This is a genomic window from Erysipelothrix anatis (assembly GCF_009828745.1).
GTDB lineage: Bacteria > Bacillota_I > Bacilli_A > Erysipelotrichales > Erysipelotrichaceae > Erysipelothrix > Erysipelothrix anatis.
Map to the genome: position 1 here is coordinate 61,441 of NZ_WTSX01000006.1, position 17,777 is coordinate 79,217.

Below are 17,777 nucleotides of genomic sequence, written 5' to 3' on the forward strand. Positions count from 1 at the left end.
ATGAAAAAATATCTCAATGACTTCAATCATTTCATTCAATTTATTGATCCCAAATCCGAATTAACCGTTAAATCGTATCTTACCGATGTACGTGATTATATAGAATTTCTTGAATCTCAAGAAATTCGAACACCTGAAATGATTGAATATAGACATATAACATCCTATATGGCATCCATTCAGTCTCGTTATGCACCAGCAACACTTCAGCACAAAGTAGTAAGCATTCGACAATTTCATCAGTACCTTGTTAAAACGAATGTGACACAACACGATCCCACACAATATATGAACCTAAAAAACCAGGGACAAAGGCTCCCGTACATTGCCGAAAATGAGGCAATTGTGACGTTATTATCCTTTGCCCGAAAGACGCCCAAAGATACATTTGACTATGCATTACTTATAATCATGTATCGGTGCGGTCTTCGAGTCAGTGAGTGTACCAATTTAACCTTTAGCAATTACTATCCACAAGAAAAACTTTTGAGAATCGTGGGTAAAGGGAACAAGCAACGGGTGATTCCGATGACACAAGATGTACAAGAAGCATTGGATACCTATATTCAATTAGTTAGGCCAGTATGGCTTGTAAGTTCTAGTGAATATATATTTGTTGGTTCAAAAGGTAACCAAGTTACACGACAATACATTCACAATATGATAAAATTAAGAAGTAAGGAAATGAATTTAAGTACTGCTATTTCCGCCCATACTTTAAGACATGCATTTGCTACAAGCATTCTTGATGTTGGTGTAGATTTACGGGTGATTCAAGAGCTTTTGGGACACCAGGATATCCGCACAACTCAAATTTATACGCACGTATCAAAAGATGCACTCAAGAAAGAGTATGATCAGTTTTTGGTCGGTACATTTGCTAATAAAGGAGGCAATACAGATGAAGAAATATAATCGTATAATTACCATAGTTATGGATTCAGTCGGAGCAGGTGCTGCTCATGATGCTGAAAAATTTGGTGACTTAGGTTCCGATACACTTGGTCATATCGCAGAGCGTATGAATGGCCTTAATATGCCAAATATGGAAAAACTAGGACTTGGAAATTTACATAAAATTCAAGGTGTAAACCCTGTTGATCATCCTGCAGCTTACTATACAAAAATGATTGAAGCTTCAAACGGAAAAGATACAATGACAGGTCACTGGGAAATGATGGGACTTAATATTCAAAATCCATTCATTACGTTTACCGAAACTGGTTTCCCTAAAGAACTTTTAGATGAACTTGAAGCACGTACTGGTTATGGAATCATTGGTAATAAGTCAGCAAGTGGAACAGAGATTCTCGACGAACTTGGTGAAGAACACATGGCTACTAAGAAAATGATTGTTTATACATCAGCAGACTCCGTACTCCAAATTGCTGCTCACGAAGAAGTTTTTGGATTGGATGAGTTGTATCGTGTATGCGAGATTGCTCGTGAATTAACCATGAAAGACGATTGGAAAGTAGGACGTGTCATCGCAAGACCGTTTGTTGGACCTCGTAAAGGTGAATTTGCACGTACATCCAACCGTCATGATTACGCGCTAAAACCATTTGGCAAGACAGCACTCGATTCCTTGAAAGCAATTGGAAAAGATGTAATCAGTGTAGGGAAAATTGTTGATATTTTTGATAATGAAGGAATTACAGAGTCATTCCGCACTAAGAGCAATTCTCATGGAATGGAAGAAACAATTCGTATTGTTAAAGATGTTGATTTTAATGGATTCTTATTTGTTAACTTAGTTGATTTCGATGCATTGTACGGACACCGTCGTAATCCAATTGGCTACGGTGAAGCTCTTGAAACGTTCGATAAAGAACTCGGTCAATTATTACCATTCATTAAAGAGGATGACTTACTCATCATCACTGCTGACCATGGTAACGACCCAATTCATCATGGAACCGATCATACACGTGAGGAAGTTCCAGTACTTTACTACTCACCATCATTTGAGGGTAGTGGCATGCTTCCCAAAAATGAAACGTTTGCGGACCTTGGTGCAACAGTAGCCGATAACTTCGGTGCAGAACCAACAGCAAATGGTCACTCCGTACTGTCACTACTCAAATAGTTTAAAACCGCGAAAGCGGTTTTTTATTAGTCTTATTAATAATTAATCAAATTGCTAAGTAGTTCATCGACTTCGGATATATTTAAGTTACATAATATACATTATGCGAAGTACCTAATAAAAGAGAAAAACAGTCGGTTAATTCAGACTGTTTAAGGTTTAATATATGCAAAACCTGTAAGTTGCAATTGAGTTAATGAATAAACACCAGCTGGCACAACTTTTACGCCCTCAAGGACATAATCAATATCATGTGCCTTCATTGCATTGTTACATGCATACACAGTAACTTTTTCCATTGCAACCAATTTGACAATCTGTGGACTGTCTTTAACGACTTTAATAGCTGGACCATTGATTACAAGAATAATTTGTTCAATGGGTTCAAATACGAGTAAGTTTTCGATATTAGCCACTGCAGCATCTAAATTCTGTACATCATTTACGTGAAATACTGTTTTCATATGATAAACCTCCTATAACTCATTATATCAAGATTTTAATCACGAAGATATTATTGAACGCGATACATTGTATATGTACCAGAATTAACCAAACGGTCGTGATCGTCAAAAATATTAACTTCCACGAGACATATTTTCGATGTTCTCGAAATTACTCGCGCTTTTGCGTAAATATGACCTGATTTAACAGCAACCATAAAGTGAATGTTTGCATTAAGCGTCACATAATTTGATCCATTGCTACGAGCTGCAATTCCTGCAGCTGAATCTGCCATTGAAAAATATAAACCCCCATGAAAATAGCCATAATAGTTTGTTAATTTTTCACTAAATTCGACTCGGGTTGTTGCGAAATCAATGCCTGAATCGACTACTTCAATATCATTGTTTGTCATGTAATTATTAATATGCATTTTGTAACCTCACTGTGATAATTCTATCATAAAAAAGACACCAAAGTGTCTTTTTAACTGTTTTCTTGTGCTTCAGCTTGTGAAGTTTTTAGAAATGGAATGAGTTCAGTTGGATCATCCATGCTCATGATGGCACCAATAAAGATTATGATTACAAATACAAGTGTTTTGAAGTCGAAATCTCCCATTAAAATATAGCTAAACAGGAATGCCCAAGCTGGATATGTGATATTTAAACCCATAGCTTTACCAGGTCCAATTAGCGCAATTGCCTTGTAGTAGAACAAGTATGAAATGGATCCAATAATACCTGTAAAAAGAATCAACCATAAACTTGGATTTGTGAGTCCAATTAGTGATATTTTATCGTAACCAATTATTGGAATAATGATCAAGCCATATGTTAAAAAGCTTACCATTTGTCGAATTGCAAGAGCAATTTCTGCTGGAACGTCATCTTTTAAAGCAGCGCCAATGATAACTGCTTCACTACCCCACCCTATGACACACATTAAGGCAAAGAATAATCCTGCCATCATATTTGGAATATCTCCAATTGTACTTAAACCCATAAAAACGATTGCTGCGATGGATAGTATGATCCCTACAATGGCTCTCGGTTTTAGTTTTTCTTTTAGAATGATGTATCCTAAAACAAGACCAAAGGCCGGATAAATCGCTGAAATGCTTGCTGATATCGAAGGTCCTAAATTTCTAATTGATAAAATATAACCTGTCATTCCTATTGGTCCACCAAGAAGTGCGGCCCCAATGATTACGAGCCCTGCTTTAGAACGTAGAGTTGATAGAAATTGCTTATGCTTCCCAAGAACTAGGATAATGACCATCAAAAAGGCAAACGATGCGCCATCATGGAGAAACGTTGTAATCAAAGGTGCTGTTTCTGCAAGTGTTGTAAGAAATAATGTGGAAGAGGTCGCAATTCCAAGTAAAACTGTATCAAGTCCCCAAAAAAGACCTGACCCAAGACCGATTAATGTACCATTACGCTTCATGTTCACTCCTATTAAATTCTAAGAATTTTCTACCATAAGTTCGTGCATACTGATATTGTTCAAGGCCGTATGTTCCAAAGTTCTCACCTTTTGCTTCCTTGAATAAAGTCCAGAGCGCCCACAGGAATCCACCAAGAGCGACATAACCATAAACGAGATGTTGTTGGGCGTCGGTAGGTTGTTCCTCTAAATAAATCGCAGTTATATCATCAATTTGAGTTTGATTGAATCCACTATAAATTGCATGCATTGCAAGATCAAGATAAGGGTCTGCCATTGCTGCATATTCCCAATCTATTAGTTTAATCGTTCCATCTTGGATTTTGATAAAGTTATCGATAACTGGATCGATATGTGCCAGAACCTTAGGTCGATTCATGGCTTCAATAATTGTAACGACGTCTTCAACAATACTTGATACTTCATCAAAGTCCTCAAAGTATGTAGCATCAGCATCATCGCAAAGCGACTTATAGAATTTAATACGCTCACTTAGTACAAATTCGTGATCGACATGAAGATTACTTGTATGTAAGTTGCGTAGGATTCCGAAGGCTGTTGGGTAATCATCGTATGTTATTGGTTTTGCACCATCATAGAAGCGCGAAATCTTATACCCAGTATCCGGATTAAAGTAATACAGGCTATCTGCGATACGAAGCGGATCAATTTGAGTATAGACATCCCCTTCTTCCTTTCGGTTAATGAGGGCGTCTGTACCGCGTCCAGGCATTCTGAATACAAAGCGTTTGTTTCGAACTGTAAAAAGGAAAGAATCGTTTGTCATCCCTTTTTTCAGTGTTTGAATATCACTTATTTCAAGTGGTGTAATATTATAGACATCACAAATAATACTAATGATTCGGCTTTGAGAATCATCTTGGTACGCTGCATCAAATTCTCGAAGTTGTTCAAAAGTATCAAATTCGTAAATGATTGAATTTTCAAAAATATTCGCATAGATTGGAAAATCTTTTAAATGATCCGCAATTGAATTCTCCCAGAAGAAACCTGATTTAAAACTCAATCGACTATCATTTTGAACATAATGGGATAATGCCCGAGCCTCTTCTTTGGCAATATAGGATGGTCCATAAATTGTATTTACAGTTGTTGCCTCGGAATCACCTATAATCGCTGTAACACGTTTGTTTGTGCCAGTTTCAATCGACCAATACGTTGGTTTGTTTGGATCATTAACTGCACCAATCCATGATTGAAATTCATATTTATTAAAAATGTTCTCCGTAAAATATACATCCGACGGGATGATATAAGTATTTCTAATTTGGCTCGAGGCTAACGAAAGCGAAGTTACACTATTCGTTGCATCAAACTGGGGGTTGTAGATAAGTTTTACGCCATACTTATCGCTCAGATACTCCATTTTTTCTTTCATGTACCCAATAACAACTGTGACATCGTAAATTTCGCGTTCATGCAATTGTTCGATGAGACGTTCAATAAGACGTTCTCCTTTAACGCGTAGTAAAGCTTTGGGCTTATCAAATGATAATGGAACAATACGTTCACCAATCCCAGCAGCTAAAATAATCGCGCTATCTACACGATATTCCTTAAGTAATTCCATTCCTTGGGTTGTAATGTGATATGGAACAACCTGTGCTTCGATTAATTGTTGCTCTTGTAGTTCCGTTACAATACGATTTATTTTCCCAAGTGAGATATTCAACTGCATACTTAATTGACGTTGATTCGCCAAAGAAGTTTCGCTAATGAGCCTCAGTGTTCTTAATAAGTCTATATTCATTCCTTAAAACTCCATTCGTTCATTTCCTTATATTTTACACAGTTTATTGAACAAAAGCCATCTTTGAGCTCTATTTTGATTAATAAAATGATAATGTTAGCTTTATAAACAAATAAAAAGCACTGATTGGTGTTTCAATCAGTGCTGAGGTTGGATTCTAAATATTAGCGTTGTTTGAATGAGATTACTAAATCATTAATGACGTCCACTTTTAGAATAATTAGAGCTATAAGATATGAGACTGCTGCAACTGCTATGGTAACCACAAGTGCAATTTTATCTGACATCATACCTACAAACATAGTATGGCCAAACTTGACAACAACTCCCATTAGTATAGCCGCAAGTACGACCTTACCTAATTCTTTAAAGAATAATTGATAATTAAAGTTATCAAATAAACGAATGGCTAGTGAGAGCAGCGTAATCATACCGATAGTTGATGCAATAGCCATTGCTAAAGTGATCCCGTGTAAGCCAATCATATTTGCTAATAAGAGGCCAAGTCCGATTTGGATTGAAATATTCATAATAGAAATAAGCATCGGTGTACGTGTGTTTTGGAATGAATAAAACACGCGAGCGAGTAAGCCATAAACTGAATAACTAACGAGTCCTAAGCTGTACATTTTAAATACAGGAGCAAGAACGAGAACTTCATCCATACTGAATTCACCACGCATGTATACAAATTCAACGATTGGTTGTGCCAATAATACCATTCCTAACGCACATGGAATGATGAAAATGAGTAATGAGCTTAGCGAATGTTGAAATTCGTGTTCAGCTTTATCCATTTCTCGGTTGGCTACAGCTGCGGATAGGGTTGGATACATGACAGATACGATTGCCATACCGAAGATTCCCTCAACCATACCTCCAATTTTTGTTGCGTAGTTGACATGTGAGATACCACCATTAATCCCCGATGCGAGACCTTGGTTAACTAAGCCTCCAATTGTTGAGGTTGCTGAACCGATAATGAGTGGAATCGCAAGGATAAGCATAGTATGTAAGTGCTTGTCGTGTAGATCAAGGTGAAACTTAAACTTAAATCCTTTTCTTCGAGCATAGAGCATGATGAGAAGCGCTTGTGTTCCATATGCGAATAGTATTCCGTACGGAAGAATATTAACCGATGTAGATTTAGATAAAATGATTGTTCCAATCAGGATGATATTCATTGGGAAAGCAAGTGCTACTGGAAATAAGAAACTTTTACGGATTTGTAAAAATCCAGTTAGTATTTGAATAACACAAGTAAACATAACCGTAAAGATGGCTACTTTCGTGAATGGAATCATATAAGAAAGTGCTTCTGGAGTTGCTAATGGTACAAGGATTGATATAAATTGCTCCGTAAATATGAATACAAGAGCACTGACGATAATAGCAATGACGAGCATGACATTTTGAACATTATTTGTAAATTCAATCGCACGTTCTTCCCCATCTTCGCGTTCAATCCGTGTAAACATTGGAATAAATCCAGTTACGAATGCAGCAACAAAGACTGAAAACAATGTCGATTGAAGGTTATAAGCAAATATAAATGAATCTGAAATGGCACCTGCGCCATAGGTTGTTGATAATGTTATTTCTCGAGCGAAACCAAACAGTTTCGATAGGATGGACAATAACATCATTAAAATGGTAATTCGTTTCATCTTAACTCCTTTTTGACTGAATGGTTTTCGATAAGAGCCAACCAGCTGTTTTGTATATATTCCTTAGTGTATTTTTGTGACGTTTTTTGAGCATTGCGAGACATTGTGTCACGCATTGTGTCGTCTGTTGCAAGTAATGCCAATTTATCAGCGAAACTTTGAGCATCATTTTCTTTGATCAAATATCCATCAACACCATCAGTAATGATTGCTGATGGTGATGCGCGAACATCATATGCTATAACTGGCGTATATTGACTCATAGCTTCAATAAGCACTAAACCAAAACCTTCTGAAATGGAAGTCAAAGCATAAGCTACTGATGAACCCATTTCTGTAATTAAATCGGTATTATCTATGTTTCCTGGAAAAGACACAGTTGATGTAATCTGAAGCTTCGCTGCTTTGTCAATTAAATCGTTTCGTAGTGGCCCATCCCCATATATTTTTAATTGATAATCTGGGTGTACTTCTACAAAAAGAGCCCAAATATCAAGGAGACGATCAAAGCCTTTATCTGCATGCAAACGACCGGCAGCTATAACTTGTTTTTGTTTCATTGCTATTTGATTTGGCGATGCTACATCAATAAAGTTGGGCATCGTTGAACAATGCGTATGTTTGTTTGTGGGCATCATTATTTCTTGTACCTCTTCAGTAAGTCCAGGTGTTAGAAGTAAGAAATCGTCGATATTTTGATAATGATATTTAAAGTCTTTAATCAGTCCTTCATCAAAGTTGTGGTCGTGATGAAGTTGTGCAATTTTGTGGACATTCTTATGACCGTACTTTGATAATAATACAGAATGTTCGTTTCGTGTCGAAATGATAGTCCCTGACTCAATGCTTTTAATCGCCTGAATCATCGATTCTTTTTTGAGGCGTAACGTTTTAAATGCTTTAAGCCCCTCACTTAAGATTGAAAATGGGTTTTTCGACTTAACAGCTGCTTTGAAGGCATCACGATTTGGTGCATTTTCAGTCAAATAAGTGATTTTTACTGCACTATCCAAAGGATACGCCATAGGGCCTAGATTATAAGTACATAAAATTTCGACATTGTAATCAAATTCTACAAACATATTTGCTAGAGACGCAATAACTTTTTCGACACCTCCATGTTGCATATGAAGACTTGTAATATAGATATTTCGCGAGTTATTCATCAGAATGTGACCTTCTGATTTGCTTCACGTTCATATGGAAAATCAAACAAATAATCGCTTAATTCTTGTTCAATGATCTTAACTTCTGCTTCGTACTCTACTCGATTGGTGAAGACTTGGGTATTATTGATTGAAATATCTGGATTGAAACTTTCAAATTTACGAACGTGAGCGGATTCATCTAATTCAAGTAGATTCATGATCTTTTGAATGGACGCATCATAGTCATAAATCAATGACTCGAAATTTATGCGTAGAATATTTGGATTGTCGAAAAGTTTTTCACTTTCACGCATACGTTTATAGTATTTGCAGAAGTGGACGACATCAGTTGGATAAGGAACAGATTCTCCAGATGCGATGTGAACGTATTTGTTTAATAAGAAGACATCTCGTGGATCACGCTCAACAACTACAACTTTAATGTGATCATTAAAATAGTTTTCATACCTGTGTAGGTTAAATGGTAATAAAAATTGGTCTAAAATGAGTGCCCTCTTGTCATTACCAATCATATGGAATAATTTATCCAAGTAAACCCTTGAAGCATCATAAAATTCTTCTGCAGTTGGTATTGCTATCCACATTTCTGGATAAAGCAATGGTTTCTTACCTTTAACTTTATTCATTGTGACAAGTTTTAGAATACGATTCCATGTTAAACGAATTGCCATTTTAAAGGTCGTATTCTCTTGATAGTACCAATACTGTGTTGTTTTGAGCGTTGTGATGGATTCCATGAACTCTTCTGTATGTTTCAAAAAGTCTTTGCCAAAGGTCTCGTTATAATGACCAACCCACCAGTATTTTTTGTTATAAAGCATTTTCATCGTATTATGGAATGAATGCATTGCTTCATCACTACGAATCGCATTATTACCTACTAGTAATTTATCTTCTAGGTCGAATAGACCATTAGGACAGTGTAGGAATACGTACTCATGAGTACCGTAATCGGCAAAATAACCATCAAATTCGGAGACAATATTTGTAATGGCTGATGACCCCGAACTCATATAACCTGTTGGTATTAGTATATTTTTCATATTTATCCTCGCTTAATTTTTGCAGTAATGTCTAAAATAGTTCTTGAAACAGCGTGCATTCCATTTAAGTTTAATTTTGCAATCAACGCACGCTTGCTAGGAATACTGAATTTCTCTTGAGCATCTGAAATGGATACATCGTTGCTAGTCGCATAGCGACGAAGCTCTTTAATGACGTGATTTCTGGCTTCATTTTTCTGTGTTGAGACACGATTAATCGTCGTAATGAGTACGTGGTCAACAATCAAGTAATTGAATACGTATTTATTGCTATCCCATAAATTCTGCTTATGTAGATAGTCTTTTAATTCATCCAAGATTACAATCATATCTAAATTTTTCTCGGAGTTATTGTTGAACATTGTTGAAACTTCACGTGCGTGACAATGATAAAGTCCTTCATGAATCGTTGCTATTGCATCTGTTGTAAAGAGTAGCTTTGTAGTGAAGCAAAAATCTTCATACCATAATCCCTTTGGAAAACGAACGTCCCCTACAAAATCACGTTTAAACAACTTGTTGCACGCAGATGGCGTAACTTTGAATTTATTATCAAATACGGATGCATGGTGGTAGATTGTTCGATTTGGAAAATGATCAACCATATCTACAATGACAATGTCTGCCGATGTAGCAGTTGCTTGATGAATCATTTTTTCATACATATCTTTGTCAACCCAATCATCACTGTCTACAAATCCTAAGTATTCTCCAGTAGCAAACTCCAATCCATAGTTACGCGCAACAGCTTGACCTTGATTTGCTTGTGTTAATACTTTTAATTTATCAGGATGTTGTGCTTCATATGTTTTCATAATCTCTAGCGTTCCATCCGTTGATCCATCATCTACAGCAATTATTTCCATATTGGGATATGTTTGGCTAATTAATGAATCCAAGCATTCTCCAATATATTCTTCAGTATTATATACTGGAATGATGACACTTATTTTTATCATAGAATCCCTCTTAATTTCATAGTCTTATTTTACCATTTAGTACCAACCGCTTCAATATCATGGGGTCAATGGAAAAACCACTGACCCCTCGAAGCATCTATTTTTTTAATCTAAACCGTTTTAGGATGGTTTCCGAATTTATGGTTACAAGTGCCATTACAAGCGAAATGTAGAAGACAACATTCGGTCTTTTAAGTACATGTCCAGAGAATTGCGAAGCACCCATGATTAAACCTAATGCGACAAGATAAATTGCTAAATTTTGGTTGAATCGGAATTCCTTGCTAAAGAAGTAACTGTAAATACCACGTAGGAGCACATAAAGAATGAATCCGAGGTACATCGCAAAGCCGACATAACCATATGAATAGAATATACCGTGAAGGTCATTTTCTAAATCAAAATTCTCGCCGCCAACATAGTAACGTTGTTGCTCAAATCCAAATACATGTTGTAAAGTTGATGCATCATCATAGACTAAGGATGCAGCAACGAGTTTAATATTGCGATTATTGATGAGAATTGTAGCATCTAGAGTATAATCGTATTTTTCGGCAACGCGATCAATTCCAAAAACATCGACGAGCGATTTAGAGTTCAAGCTATATGTTTTAATATAAAGCTCACGATTTTGCTCGAAGTATGCTTTATCTGTTTTTACTGAAATTGGATTCGTTGGTTTTGTAGGATCTTCTTTCTCTATATCCTCAATTTGATGCTGCCATTCCGCAAATGATTGATCGGTGTAGTAAGTATTCACATACATTGGCGATTGTGTTCTAAATGCATAGACAGAAACAATTGCGACGATAACTAGTAAGATTTTTAACCATTGTTTTTCTTTTGAAAGAAGAATGATAACGATTAATGCTGCTGAAATTAAGTACATTGCATAGAAGGATAGTTTTGTCCCAAAGAAGAACAAAGAACCATAACCTATTGCAAAGAGTCCGATTGTAATGAACCAGTTTTTAGATTGAACGGCAGTCATTAAAGTAATCGAGACAACGACACACAAAATCACACTCTGTGAATTCCCATTTAAGAACCATCCTTTGATACCGTGTGGTCCTGCGAGTCCATTGTTATAGGTGTATTCAGGCATACCGATTATGTATGATAAGGCAATGGATGCTGTGATTGTGAGCAGAATTCCAACAACGAGTTTGTTGACATAATGATTAATTTCTTCAGTTGTGTATTCTTTTTTCATGACATCAAAGACATCTAAGAACGCAAGAAAAAAGAGTGGCAATTGGATGACCCGTGCATACATGGCAATGTCTGATCCAATTGATAAGTAACCGGCCAGATAATTGGCCATAAAGTGCAATGCAAAAAATGCGGCAAGCACCCCTGCACAAATAAAATATCGACCTTTGCGTTTAGAAATAATAAATCCAAAGAGTGTTACAAGTCCTAGCAAGCCAAATCGTACTAGCGTTGATATTGATGTAATTCCGATTTGGTTAGTGAAGTATGACATAATGTCAAACAAAGGCTGGATAATCATAACAACAGCAAAGGAAATCATAACTGTTCGTGTTGATATTAGCTGTGGTTTGTCTTCATAAATATTCATATACGGTTCCTTACTTAAATAATTTTGCGAGTATTCGATACATTTTCATGTTTAAAAGTTTGTACACAAGTTTTCGTTTCATAGGAAAACTTGCGATACGTGGGTTCTTTTGGTAATTTGGGAAAGATGTTTCGAACGCATCGCGTACTTGATGTGCCAAGTCCATGGTATTGGTTCGAATTAACCGTACCATGGTTGCAATATAAAATTCATTAATTGCCATAAATTCGATAAGCTCTTTATATTGTCCATACACACGTTTTTCTTTATAGTACTTAATGAGTTCATCAAATACTATCTTAATATCGAGGTTTTTTTCAGACGTCATTGAGGACATGATTGAACCAGGACGTTGAACATAATAGTAGAATTGTTGGTTAATAACCATAGCTCTTTTTGCATAGATGAGGTATTGATGTCCAAAGAGAAGATCTTCATACCAAACACCTGACATGAAATGGAGATCGTTATCTATAATTAAATCTCGAACGTATAGTCGATTCCATACAGAATTATGAATCAAGAACAATTCATCATTGGTTCGTGGGTCAAATACGACATTATGCGGAATTGTTGGTATTGAATAGGTACTAAGTTTAATGCCATCTTCGTCAACCTGTTCAAAGCCATCAATAACATAATCCAGTTTATTCATTTCTGCTGTTTTATACATAATAGCCAATGTATCTGGTTTAATGTAGTCATCACTATCCAAGAAGTAGATGTATTTCCCTTTAGCTTCTTGAATTCCTCGGTTACGTGCGGCACTTTGGCCTGCATTTTCCTGGTTAATAAGTATTATTCGTTGTGGGTATTGCGCTTGATACGATTCAATAATTGATTGACTGCTGTCTGTTGATCCATCGTTAACAAGTATGATTTCGAATTCTTTATGTGTTTGATTCACGAGTGAGTCAAGACACTTTGCAAGATATTTTTCGACGTTGTATACGGGTACAATTACACTGATTGTCATCTTTATATCCCTTTCTCTATTTTGGCAAAACTAGCATAATTATATCATTGATAAATTATGTGTTCAAGTTTTTGAAAATGCATAATTTCCTTTGTTTATTAGTGAAATCTGCACTATCTATTGTATTACACTTTGATTAAAAACATACGGATATGTGAACATTCACATAAATGAAGAAACAGCAAATTTACCCATTCGCTGTTTCTTCATTAATAAGCATTTTTATATAGTTCTTGATCATCGATTCTTTTGCAAATTCATGTGCGCGTGCAACACATTGGTCAATAGTGTACGCATCAAATGAGAATGTCTCAAGTGTATTCACTAAGGCATCAATATCATTTGCTGCAACAACCTTCCCTACTGCTTCTGTGACAACTTCAGGCACAGCAGTTTTATCATAGGTGATAACAGGTGTTCCAGTAGCAAGTGCTTCAATTGTCGTCATACCGAGTGTTTCCTCAACACTCAGATTCAAATAGACATCAGCATTACTATAGAGTTGAACTAATTCTTGCTGGTTATTAGTACGTTGAACTCCTGTTATGTTTTGGGGCAACGTTGTAATTTGTGATTCACTAACACCAACTAGAGTTATGTGATAACGCTCATCCAAGCGCTTTGCGAGTTCAATAAAATCTTGCAAGCCTTTGCGCGTTTCCCATAAATTAGCGACTCCTAAAATTTCAATTTTTTTATTTTGTGTTGGTTCTTGTGGTTTAAAGACTTCTAAGTCGATGCCATTGTAAATTCTCGTAATTGGATACTCAATAAAAAAAGTATCCATTTCAAGATTTTTGAGCCATTCAGAAGGAACCACAATGTTTAGATTATTAAAGTTGGAAAAAGCTTCGCGTTTCCATTTAAAGTTTTCTTTTTGATTAGCGAAAAGTTTAACTTCAGGATATTCTTTTGTAGATACACATTCAACACAGCCTTGATCCCACACCTTGCATCCACTATAAGAAAAATATGCAGAACTCCCACTAAATGCCCAGCAATCATGGTGTGTCCAGACGATGCGCGTATGAGGTCTATTCTTCAAATGATTCATCAACATTTTAACGTTAAGGTAGTATCCGTGAATATTGTGTATGTGAATAACATCAGGATTGTAGCTTTCGATTTTTCGAATCAGCCTTGTTGTTGCTTTATTCGAGTGAAGTCCGTGTTGACCAAAAAGTCTCGTCATACCAACATGCCAGTACGTCGCCAGTTTATCACCAATGTAATATGAATTAGCAGCATTCTCATCATAATTTCGACCATATGCTATGAGTGTTTCATGGCCCTCTTGAATAAGTGCATCTGACAGTTGTCGTACAATTTTACCTGTACTACCGAAATCTACAACTGAATTTATAAAGAGTACTTTCATATTTTTTGCCAAACTGTTCGGTTAACATAATCGGTATATGAAATAATGATTCGAAGTACTTTTTCTGAAACATTAGGCATGCTGTAATCGGCGACGGTTCGTAATGTTTCGGTTGATTGTGTCTCGAGAACGCGTAATGCTTGAAGGATACGATCTTTATGAAGTCCAACCATCATGACCGAAGCCTCTTCCATTGCTTCAGGACGTTCATGTGCTTCGCGAAGATTCAGTGCTTTAAATCCCAAAATTGATGACTCTTCTGAAATTGTACCACTATCACTAAGCGTTACATTTGCGTGCATTTGTAACGTAACATAGTCGTTAAATCCCATTGGTTTGAGAATTTGAACATTAGAATGGAACGTAATATTTTTCTTTTCAATCATATTTCGAGTTCGTGGATGTGTACTAACAATAACTGGCATATCATAAACTTCAGCTATGGTATTGAGTGTATCCACAAGATTCATGAAGTTCACCTCAGAACTAATGTTTTCTTCACGATGGGCAGACACCACAAAATAGTGTCCTTTACGAAGACCCAACGATTCCAATATGGTATTGTTTTCAAGATCTTGACGTCGTGATTCGATAACTTCAAACATAGGACTTCCGGTCTTAATGATTCGATCAGATGAAATACCTTCGCGTAGTAGATACTCACGTGCGATATCACTGTAGGTAAGATTGATATCAGATATATGATCAACAATTTTTCGGTTTGTTTCTTCGGGCACTCGTTGATCAAAGGAGCGATTCCCTGCTTCCATATGGAAAATCGGAATGTGCATTCGTTTCGCAGCAATCGCGCATAAACAACTATTAGTGTCACCGAGGACCAAGAATGCATCCGGTGCTTCTTTTTGTAAAATTGGTTCAATATTAATGAGGATATTACCAATCGTTCCAATTGGCTGTCCTGTTGCAGTTTCTAAGAAATAATCAGGCTTTTGAATGTTGAAATCTTTGAAAAAGACTTCATTTAATTCATAGTCGTAATTTTGCCCTGTATGAACGAGAACATGTTCAATAGCATCACTACTCTCAAGACGGTTGATTACTGCTGATAATCGAATGATTTCTGGTCGTGTTCCCACGACAGTCATAACTTTTAACTTTTTCATTTAGACCTCCATGCTATATGTATCTGGATTATTTGGATCATAATACTCGTTCACCCAAATAATGGTGACAAGATCAGTTGTTCCGGTGTTAATAATATTGTGAGTATATCCTGGTGGTATATCAACAATCGTCATATTCTCATCATTGATTTGATATTCAATGATTTCGTTTGTAATAATATGTCGAAATTGAAATGTGCCTTCGCCTTGGACAACCAAAAACTTTTCAATTTTTGAATGGTGCCAGTGATTACCTTTTGTAATTCCGGGCTTCGATATATTTACAGAAACTTGTCCCGCATGGTCATTCTTGAATATTTCCGTGAAACTTCCACGGTTGTCGGAATGCATCATTAACGGATACGAGAAATCATTAATATCTAGATAACTTAAATACGTACTATAGAGTTTTCGTGTCAAGGGGTCCGCAACGTCTGGAATTCTCAAATCAATTCGTGATTGCTTGAAGGATTGAATGAGGTTCAAGAGTTCTTGTAATGTTACGGTATGTGAGACAGGAACTGTCGCAATGGATTCATTATCAATATTTGGATTGCCATTGATTGCTCGAATCAACTCGTGTACTACATCATCGATATATTCTAATGTTAAGGTGACATTTGGATCCGATAAATTTACTTCGAGATCTCGACTGATGTTATAGCACCATGTTGCAACAACCGAATTATAATTGGGGCGCGACCATTTTCCAAACAGGTTTGAAAAACGGTATATAATAACACGGCTGTTGTTTTTAGCGGCGTGATTTTTCACTATGGTTTCTGCATCATGTTTGCTTTGTCCGTAAGGATTATCTAAGGAAGCTTGAATACTACTTGAGAGAATAAGTGGTGCTTGATTTTGATGTTGAGCCAACAATTCACAAATTTGTTGCGTTAAATCGGTATTACCTTCTTTAAATTCAGCAGGATTTTCAGGTCGGTTTATTCCCGCCAAATGAACAACAGTGTCGGCTTCTTTTGTGTACAAAATGAGATCTTGCTGTGTAGATTCTCTATCAAACGCAAAAACCTCATAACCGAGGTTATGAAGTGATGCAATGAGGTTTTTACCAATGAATCCTGAAGCGCCTGTTACCAGAACCTTCATTATTGAAACCTCGAAAGTTCTTCTTGAATTTCAAATAAATTTGCAAGCCGTTCTTTAATCTCTTCGACATTTAGACGGTATGTATTATCAGAGTTATACTCTGCTTCAGTCGGATGTTCTTCACCATCAATAAAATATTTATCGTAGTTTAAGCTTCTTTGATCCATAGGTACACGGTAGTACTCTCCTAAATCATCTGCTTTCACAAATTCTTCGCGTGTTAAGAGTGTTTCGGAAACTTTTTCTCCATGACGAGTCCCAATAATTCGTGTTCCAACGTCTGAATGTGTCATTTCTAAGATTGCTGTCGCAAGATCTTCAATCGTACTTGCTGGTGATTTTTGAACAAAAAGATCGCCCGGCTCACCATTTTCAAATGCAAAGAGGACAAGATCTACAGCATCTTCTAGTGACATAAGGAAACGAGTCATTTGAGGATTGGTAATTGTTAGTGCCTTTCCTTGTTTAATTTGGTCAAAGAACAATGGAATAACGGATCCGCGTGATGCCATGACGTTTCCGTATCGCGTTCCACAGATTACAGTTCCAGTTGATTGTGCGAGTCGTGCTTTCGCAATGAATGTTTTTTCCATCATCGCTTTGGAGATTCCCATTGCATTGATTGGATATGCGGCTTTGTCGGTTGATAGGCAAACAACACGTTTTACATTATTCTCAACCGCTACTTCTAGAACGTTATCGGTTCCGATTACATTCGTTTTTACAGCCTCAATTGGGAAAAATTCACATGATGGAACTTGTTTTAGTGCTGCGGCATGAAATATAAAATCTACACCACGTACTGCATAAGCTAACGATGATTTATCACGTACGTCGCCAATATAAAACTGTAGTCTGTCATCATTAAACTCTTTACGCATATCATCTTGTTTCTTTTCGTCACGGGATAAAATCCGGATTTCTTTAGCAAGATTATCGTTAAGTAAACGTCTAACGACTGCGTGTCCAAAAGAACCTGTACCACCGGTGATTAAAATAATTGTATTCTCGTCCAT

16 protein-coding genes are annotated in these 17,777 nt (G+C 36.5%); 2 read left to right on the forward strand and 14 right to left on the reverse strand.

From position 1 onward, the window contains the following. Positions 1-915 (forward strand): tyrosine-type recombinase/integrase, encoded by a 915-nt coding sequence (locus GVV19_RS05710; RefSeq protein ID WP_159646189.1) that lies wholly within the window; start codon positions 1-3, stop codon positions 913-915. Beyond that, positions 902-2,089, forward strand: coding sequence for a phosphopentomutase (deoB, locus tag GVV19_RS05715; protein WP_159646192.1), 1,188 nt, complete (start codon positions 902-904; stop codon positions 2,087-2,089). The genes GVV19_RS05710 and deoB overlap by 14 nt, the downstream gene beginning before the upstream one ends. Before the next feature lie 152 nt (positions 2,090-2,241). Here the strand turns inward: deoB and GVV19_RS05720 are convergent, their stop codons facing one another. The 14 genes from GVV19_RS05720 to GVV19_RS05785 all read right to left on the reverse strand — a co-directional run bounded on the left by GVV19_RS05720 (position 2,242) and on the right by GVV19_RS05785 (position 17,777). Then, positions 2,242-2,553 (reverse strand): DsrE family protein, encoded by a 312-nt coding sequence (locus GVV19_RS05720; protein WP_159636259.1) that lies wholly within the window; start codon positions 2,551-2,553, stop codon positions 2,242-2,244. Between the two features lie 50 nt (positions 2,554-2,603). Next, on the reverse strand, positions 2,604-2,966 hold the full coding sequence (locus tag GVV19_RS05725; RefSeq protein WP_159646195.1) for a PaaI family thioesterase: 363 nt from the start codon (positions 2,964-2,966) through the stop codon (positions 2,604-2,606). A gap of 53 nt (positions 2,967-3,019) precedes the next feature. Beyond that, on the reverse strand, positions 3,020-3,982 hold the full coding sequence (locus GVV19_RS05730) for a DMT family transporter (RefSeq protein WP_159646198.1): 963 nt from the start codon (positions 3,980-3,982) through the stop codon (positions 3,020-3,022). Further along, positions 3,972-5,753, reverse strand: a complete 1,782-nt coding sequence (locus GVV19_RS05735; RefSeq protein WP_159646201.1) for an NTP transferase domain-containing protein — start codon at positions 5,751-5,753, stop codon at positions 3,972-3,974. The genes GVV19_RS05730 and GVV19_RS05735 overlap by 11 nt, the downstream gene beginning before the upstream one ends. A 164-nt stretch (positions 5,754-5,917) precedes the next feature. Next, on the reverse strand, positions 5,918-7,420 hold the full coding sequence (gene murJ, locus GVV19_RS05740) for a murein biosynthesis integral membrane protein MurJ (RefSeq protein ID WP_159641265.1): 1,503 nt from the start codon (positions 7,418-7,420) through the stop codon (positions 5,918-5,920). Further along, complete coding sequence (locus GVV19_RS05745) at positions 7,417-8,586, reverse strand: glycosyltransferase (protein ID WP_159646204.1); 1,170 nt, start codon at positions 8,584-8,586, stop codon at positions 7,417-7,419. Before GVV19_RS05745 ends, murJ begins: the two co-directional genes overlap by 4 nt. After that, on the reverse strand, positions 8,586-9,632 hold the full coding sequence (locus GVV19_RS05750) for a sulfotransferase domain-containing protein (protein WP_159641259.1): 1,047 nt from the start codon (positions 9,630-9,632) through the stop codon (positions 8,586-8,588). Before GVV19_RS05750 ends, GVV19_RS05745 begins: the two co-directional genes overlap by 1 nt. Before the next feature lie 2 nt (positions 9,633-9,634). Continuing rightward, complete coding sequence (locus tag GVV19_RS05755) at positions 9,635-10,591, reverse strand: glycosyltransferase family 2 protein (RefSeq protein WP_159646207.1); 957 nt, start codon at positions 10,589-10,591, stop codon at positions 9,635-9,637. Positions 10,592-10,688: 97 nt separating this feature from the next. Then, positions 10,689-12,173, reverse strand: coding sequence for an O-antigen ligase family protein (locus tag GVV19_RS05760; RefSeq protein WP_159641253.1), 1,485 nt, complete (start codon positions 12,171-12,173; stop codon positions 10,689-10,691). 10 nt (positions 12,174-12,183) lie between these two features. Then, on the reverse strand, positions 12,184-13,149 hold the full coding sequence (locus GVV19_RS05765) for a glycosyltransferase family 2 protein (RefSeq protein ID WP_159636250.1): 966 nt from the start codon (positions 13,147-13,149) through the stop codon (positions 12,184-12,186). A 187-nt stretch (positions 13,150-13,336) separates the two neighbouring features. Then, positions 13,337-14,527, reverse strand: coding sequence for a glycosyltransferase (locus tag GVV19_RS05770; protein ID WP_159646210.1), 1,191 nt, complete (start codon positions 14,525-14,527; stop codon positions 13,337-13,339). Beyond that, positions 14,524-15,651 carry a non-hydrolyzing UDP-N-acetylglucosamine 2-epimerase gene (gene wecB / locus GVV19_RS05775; protein WP_159641247.1) on the reverse strand — a complete coding sequence of 376 codons (1,128 nt, stop codon included), beginning with the start codon at positions 15,649-15,651 and terminating at the stop codon, positions 14,524-14,526. Before wecB ends, GVV19_RS05770 begins: the two co-directional genes overlap by 4 nt. After that, positions 15,652-16,761, reverse strand: coding sequence for a polysaccharide biosynthesis C-terminal domain-containing protein (locus GVV19_RS05780; RefSeq protein WP_159646213.1), 1,110 nt, complete (start codon positions 16,759-16,761; stop codon positions 15,652-15,654). It abuts the gene before it with no gap. Continuing rightward, a complete protein-coding gene (locus GVV19_RS05785) occupies positions 16,761-17,777 on the reverse strand; it encodes a polysaccharide biosynthesis protein (protein ID WP_159636242.1) in 1,017 nt (338 codons plus the stop codon). Before GVV19_RS05785 ends, GVV19_RS05780 begins: the two co-directional genes overlap by 1 nt.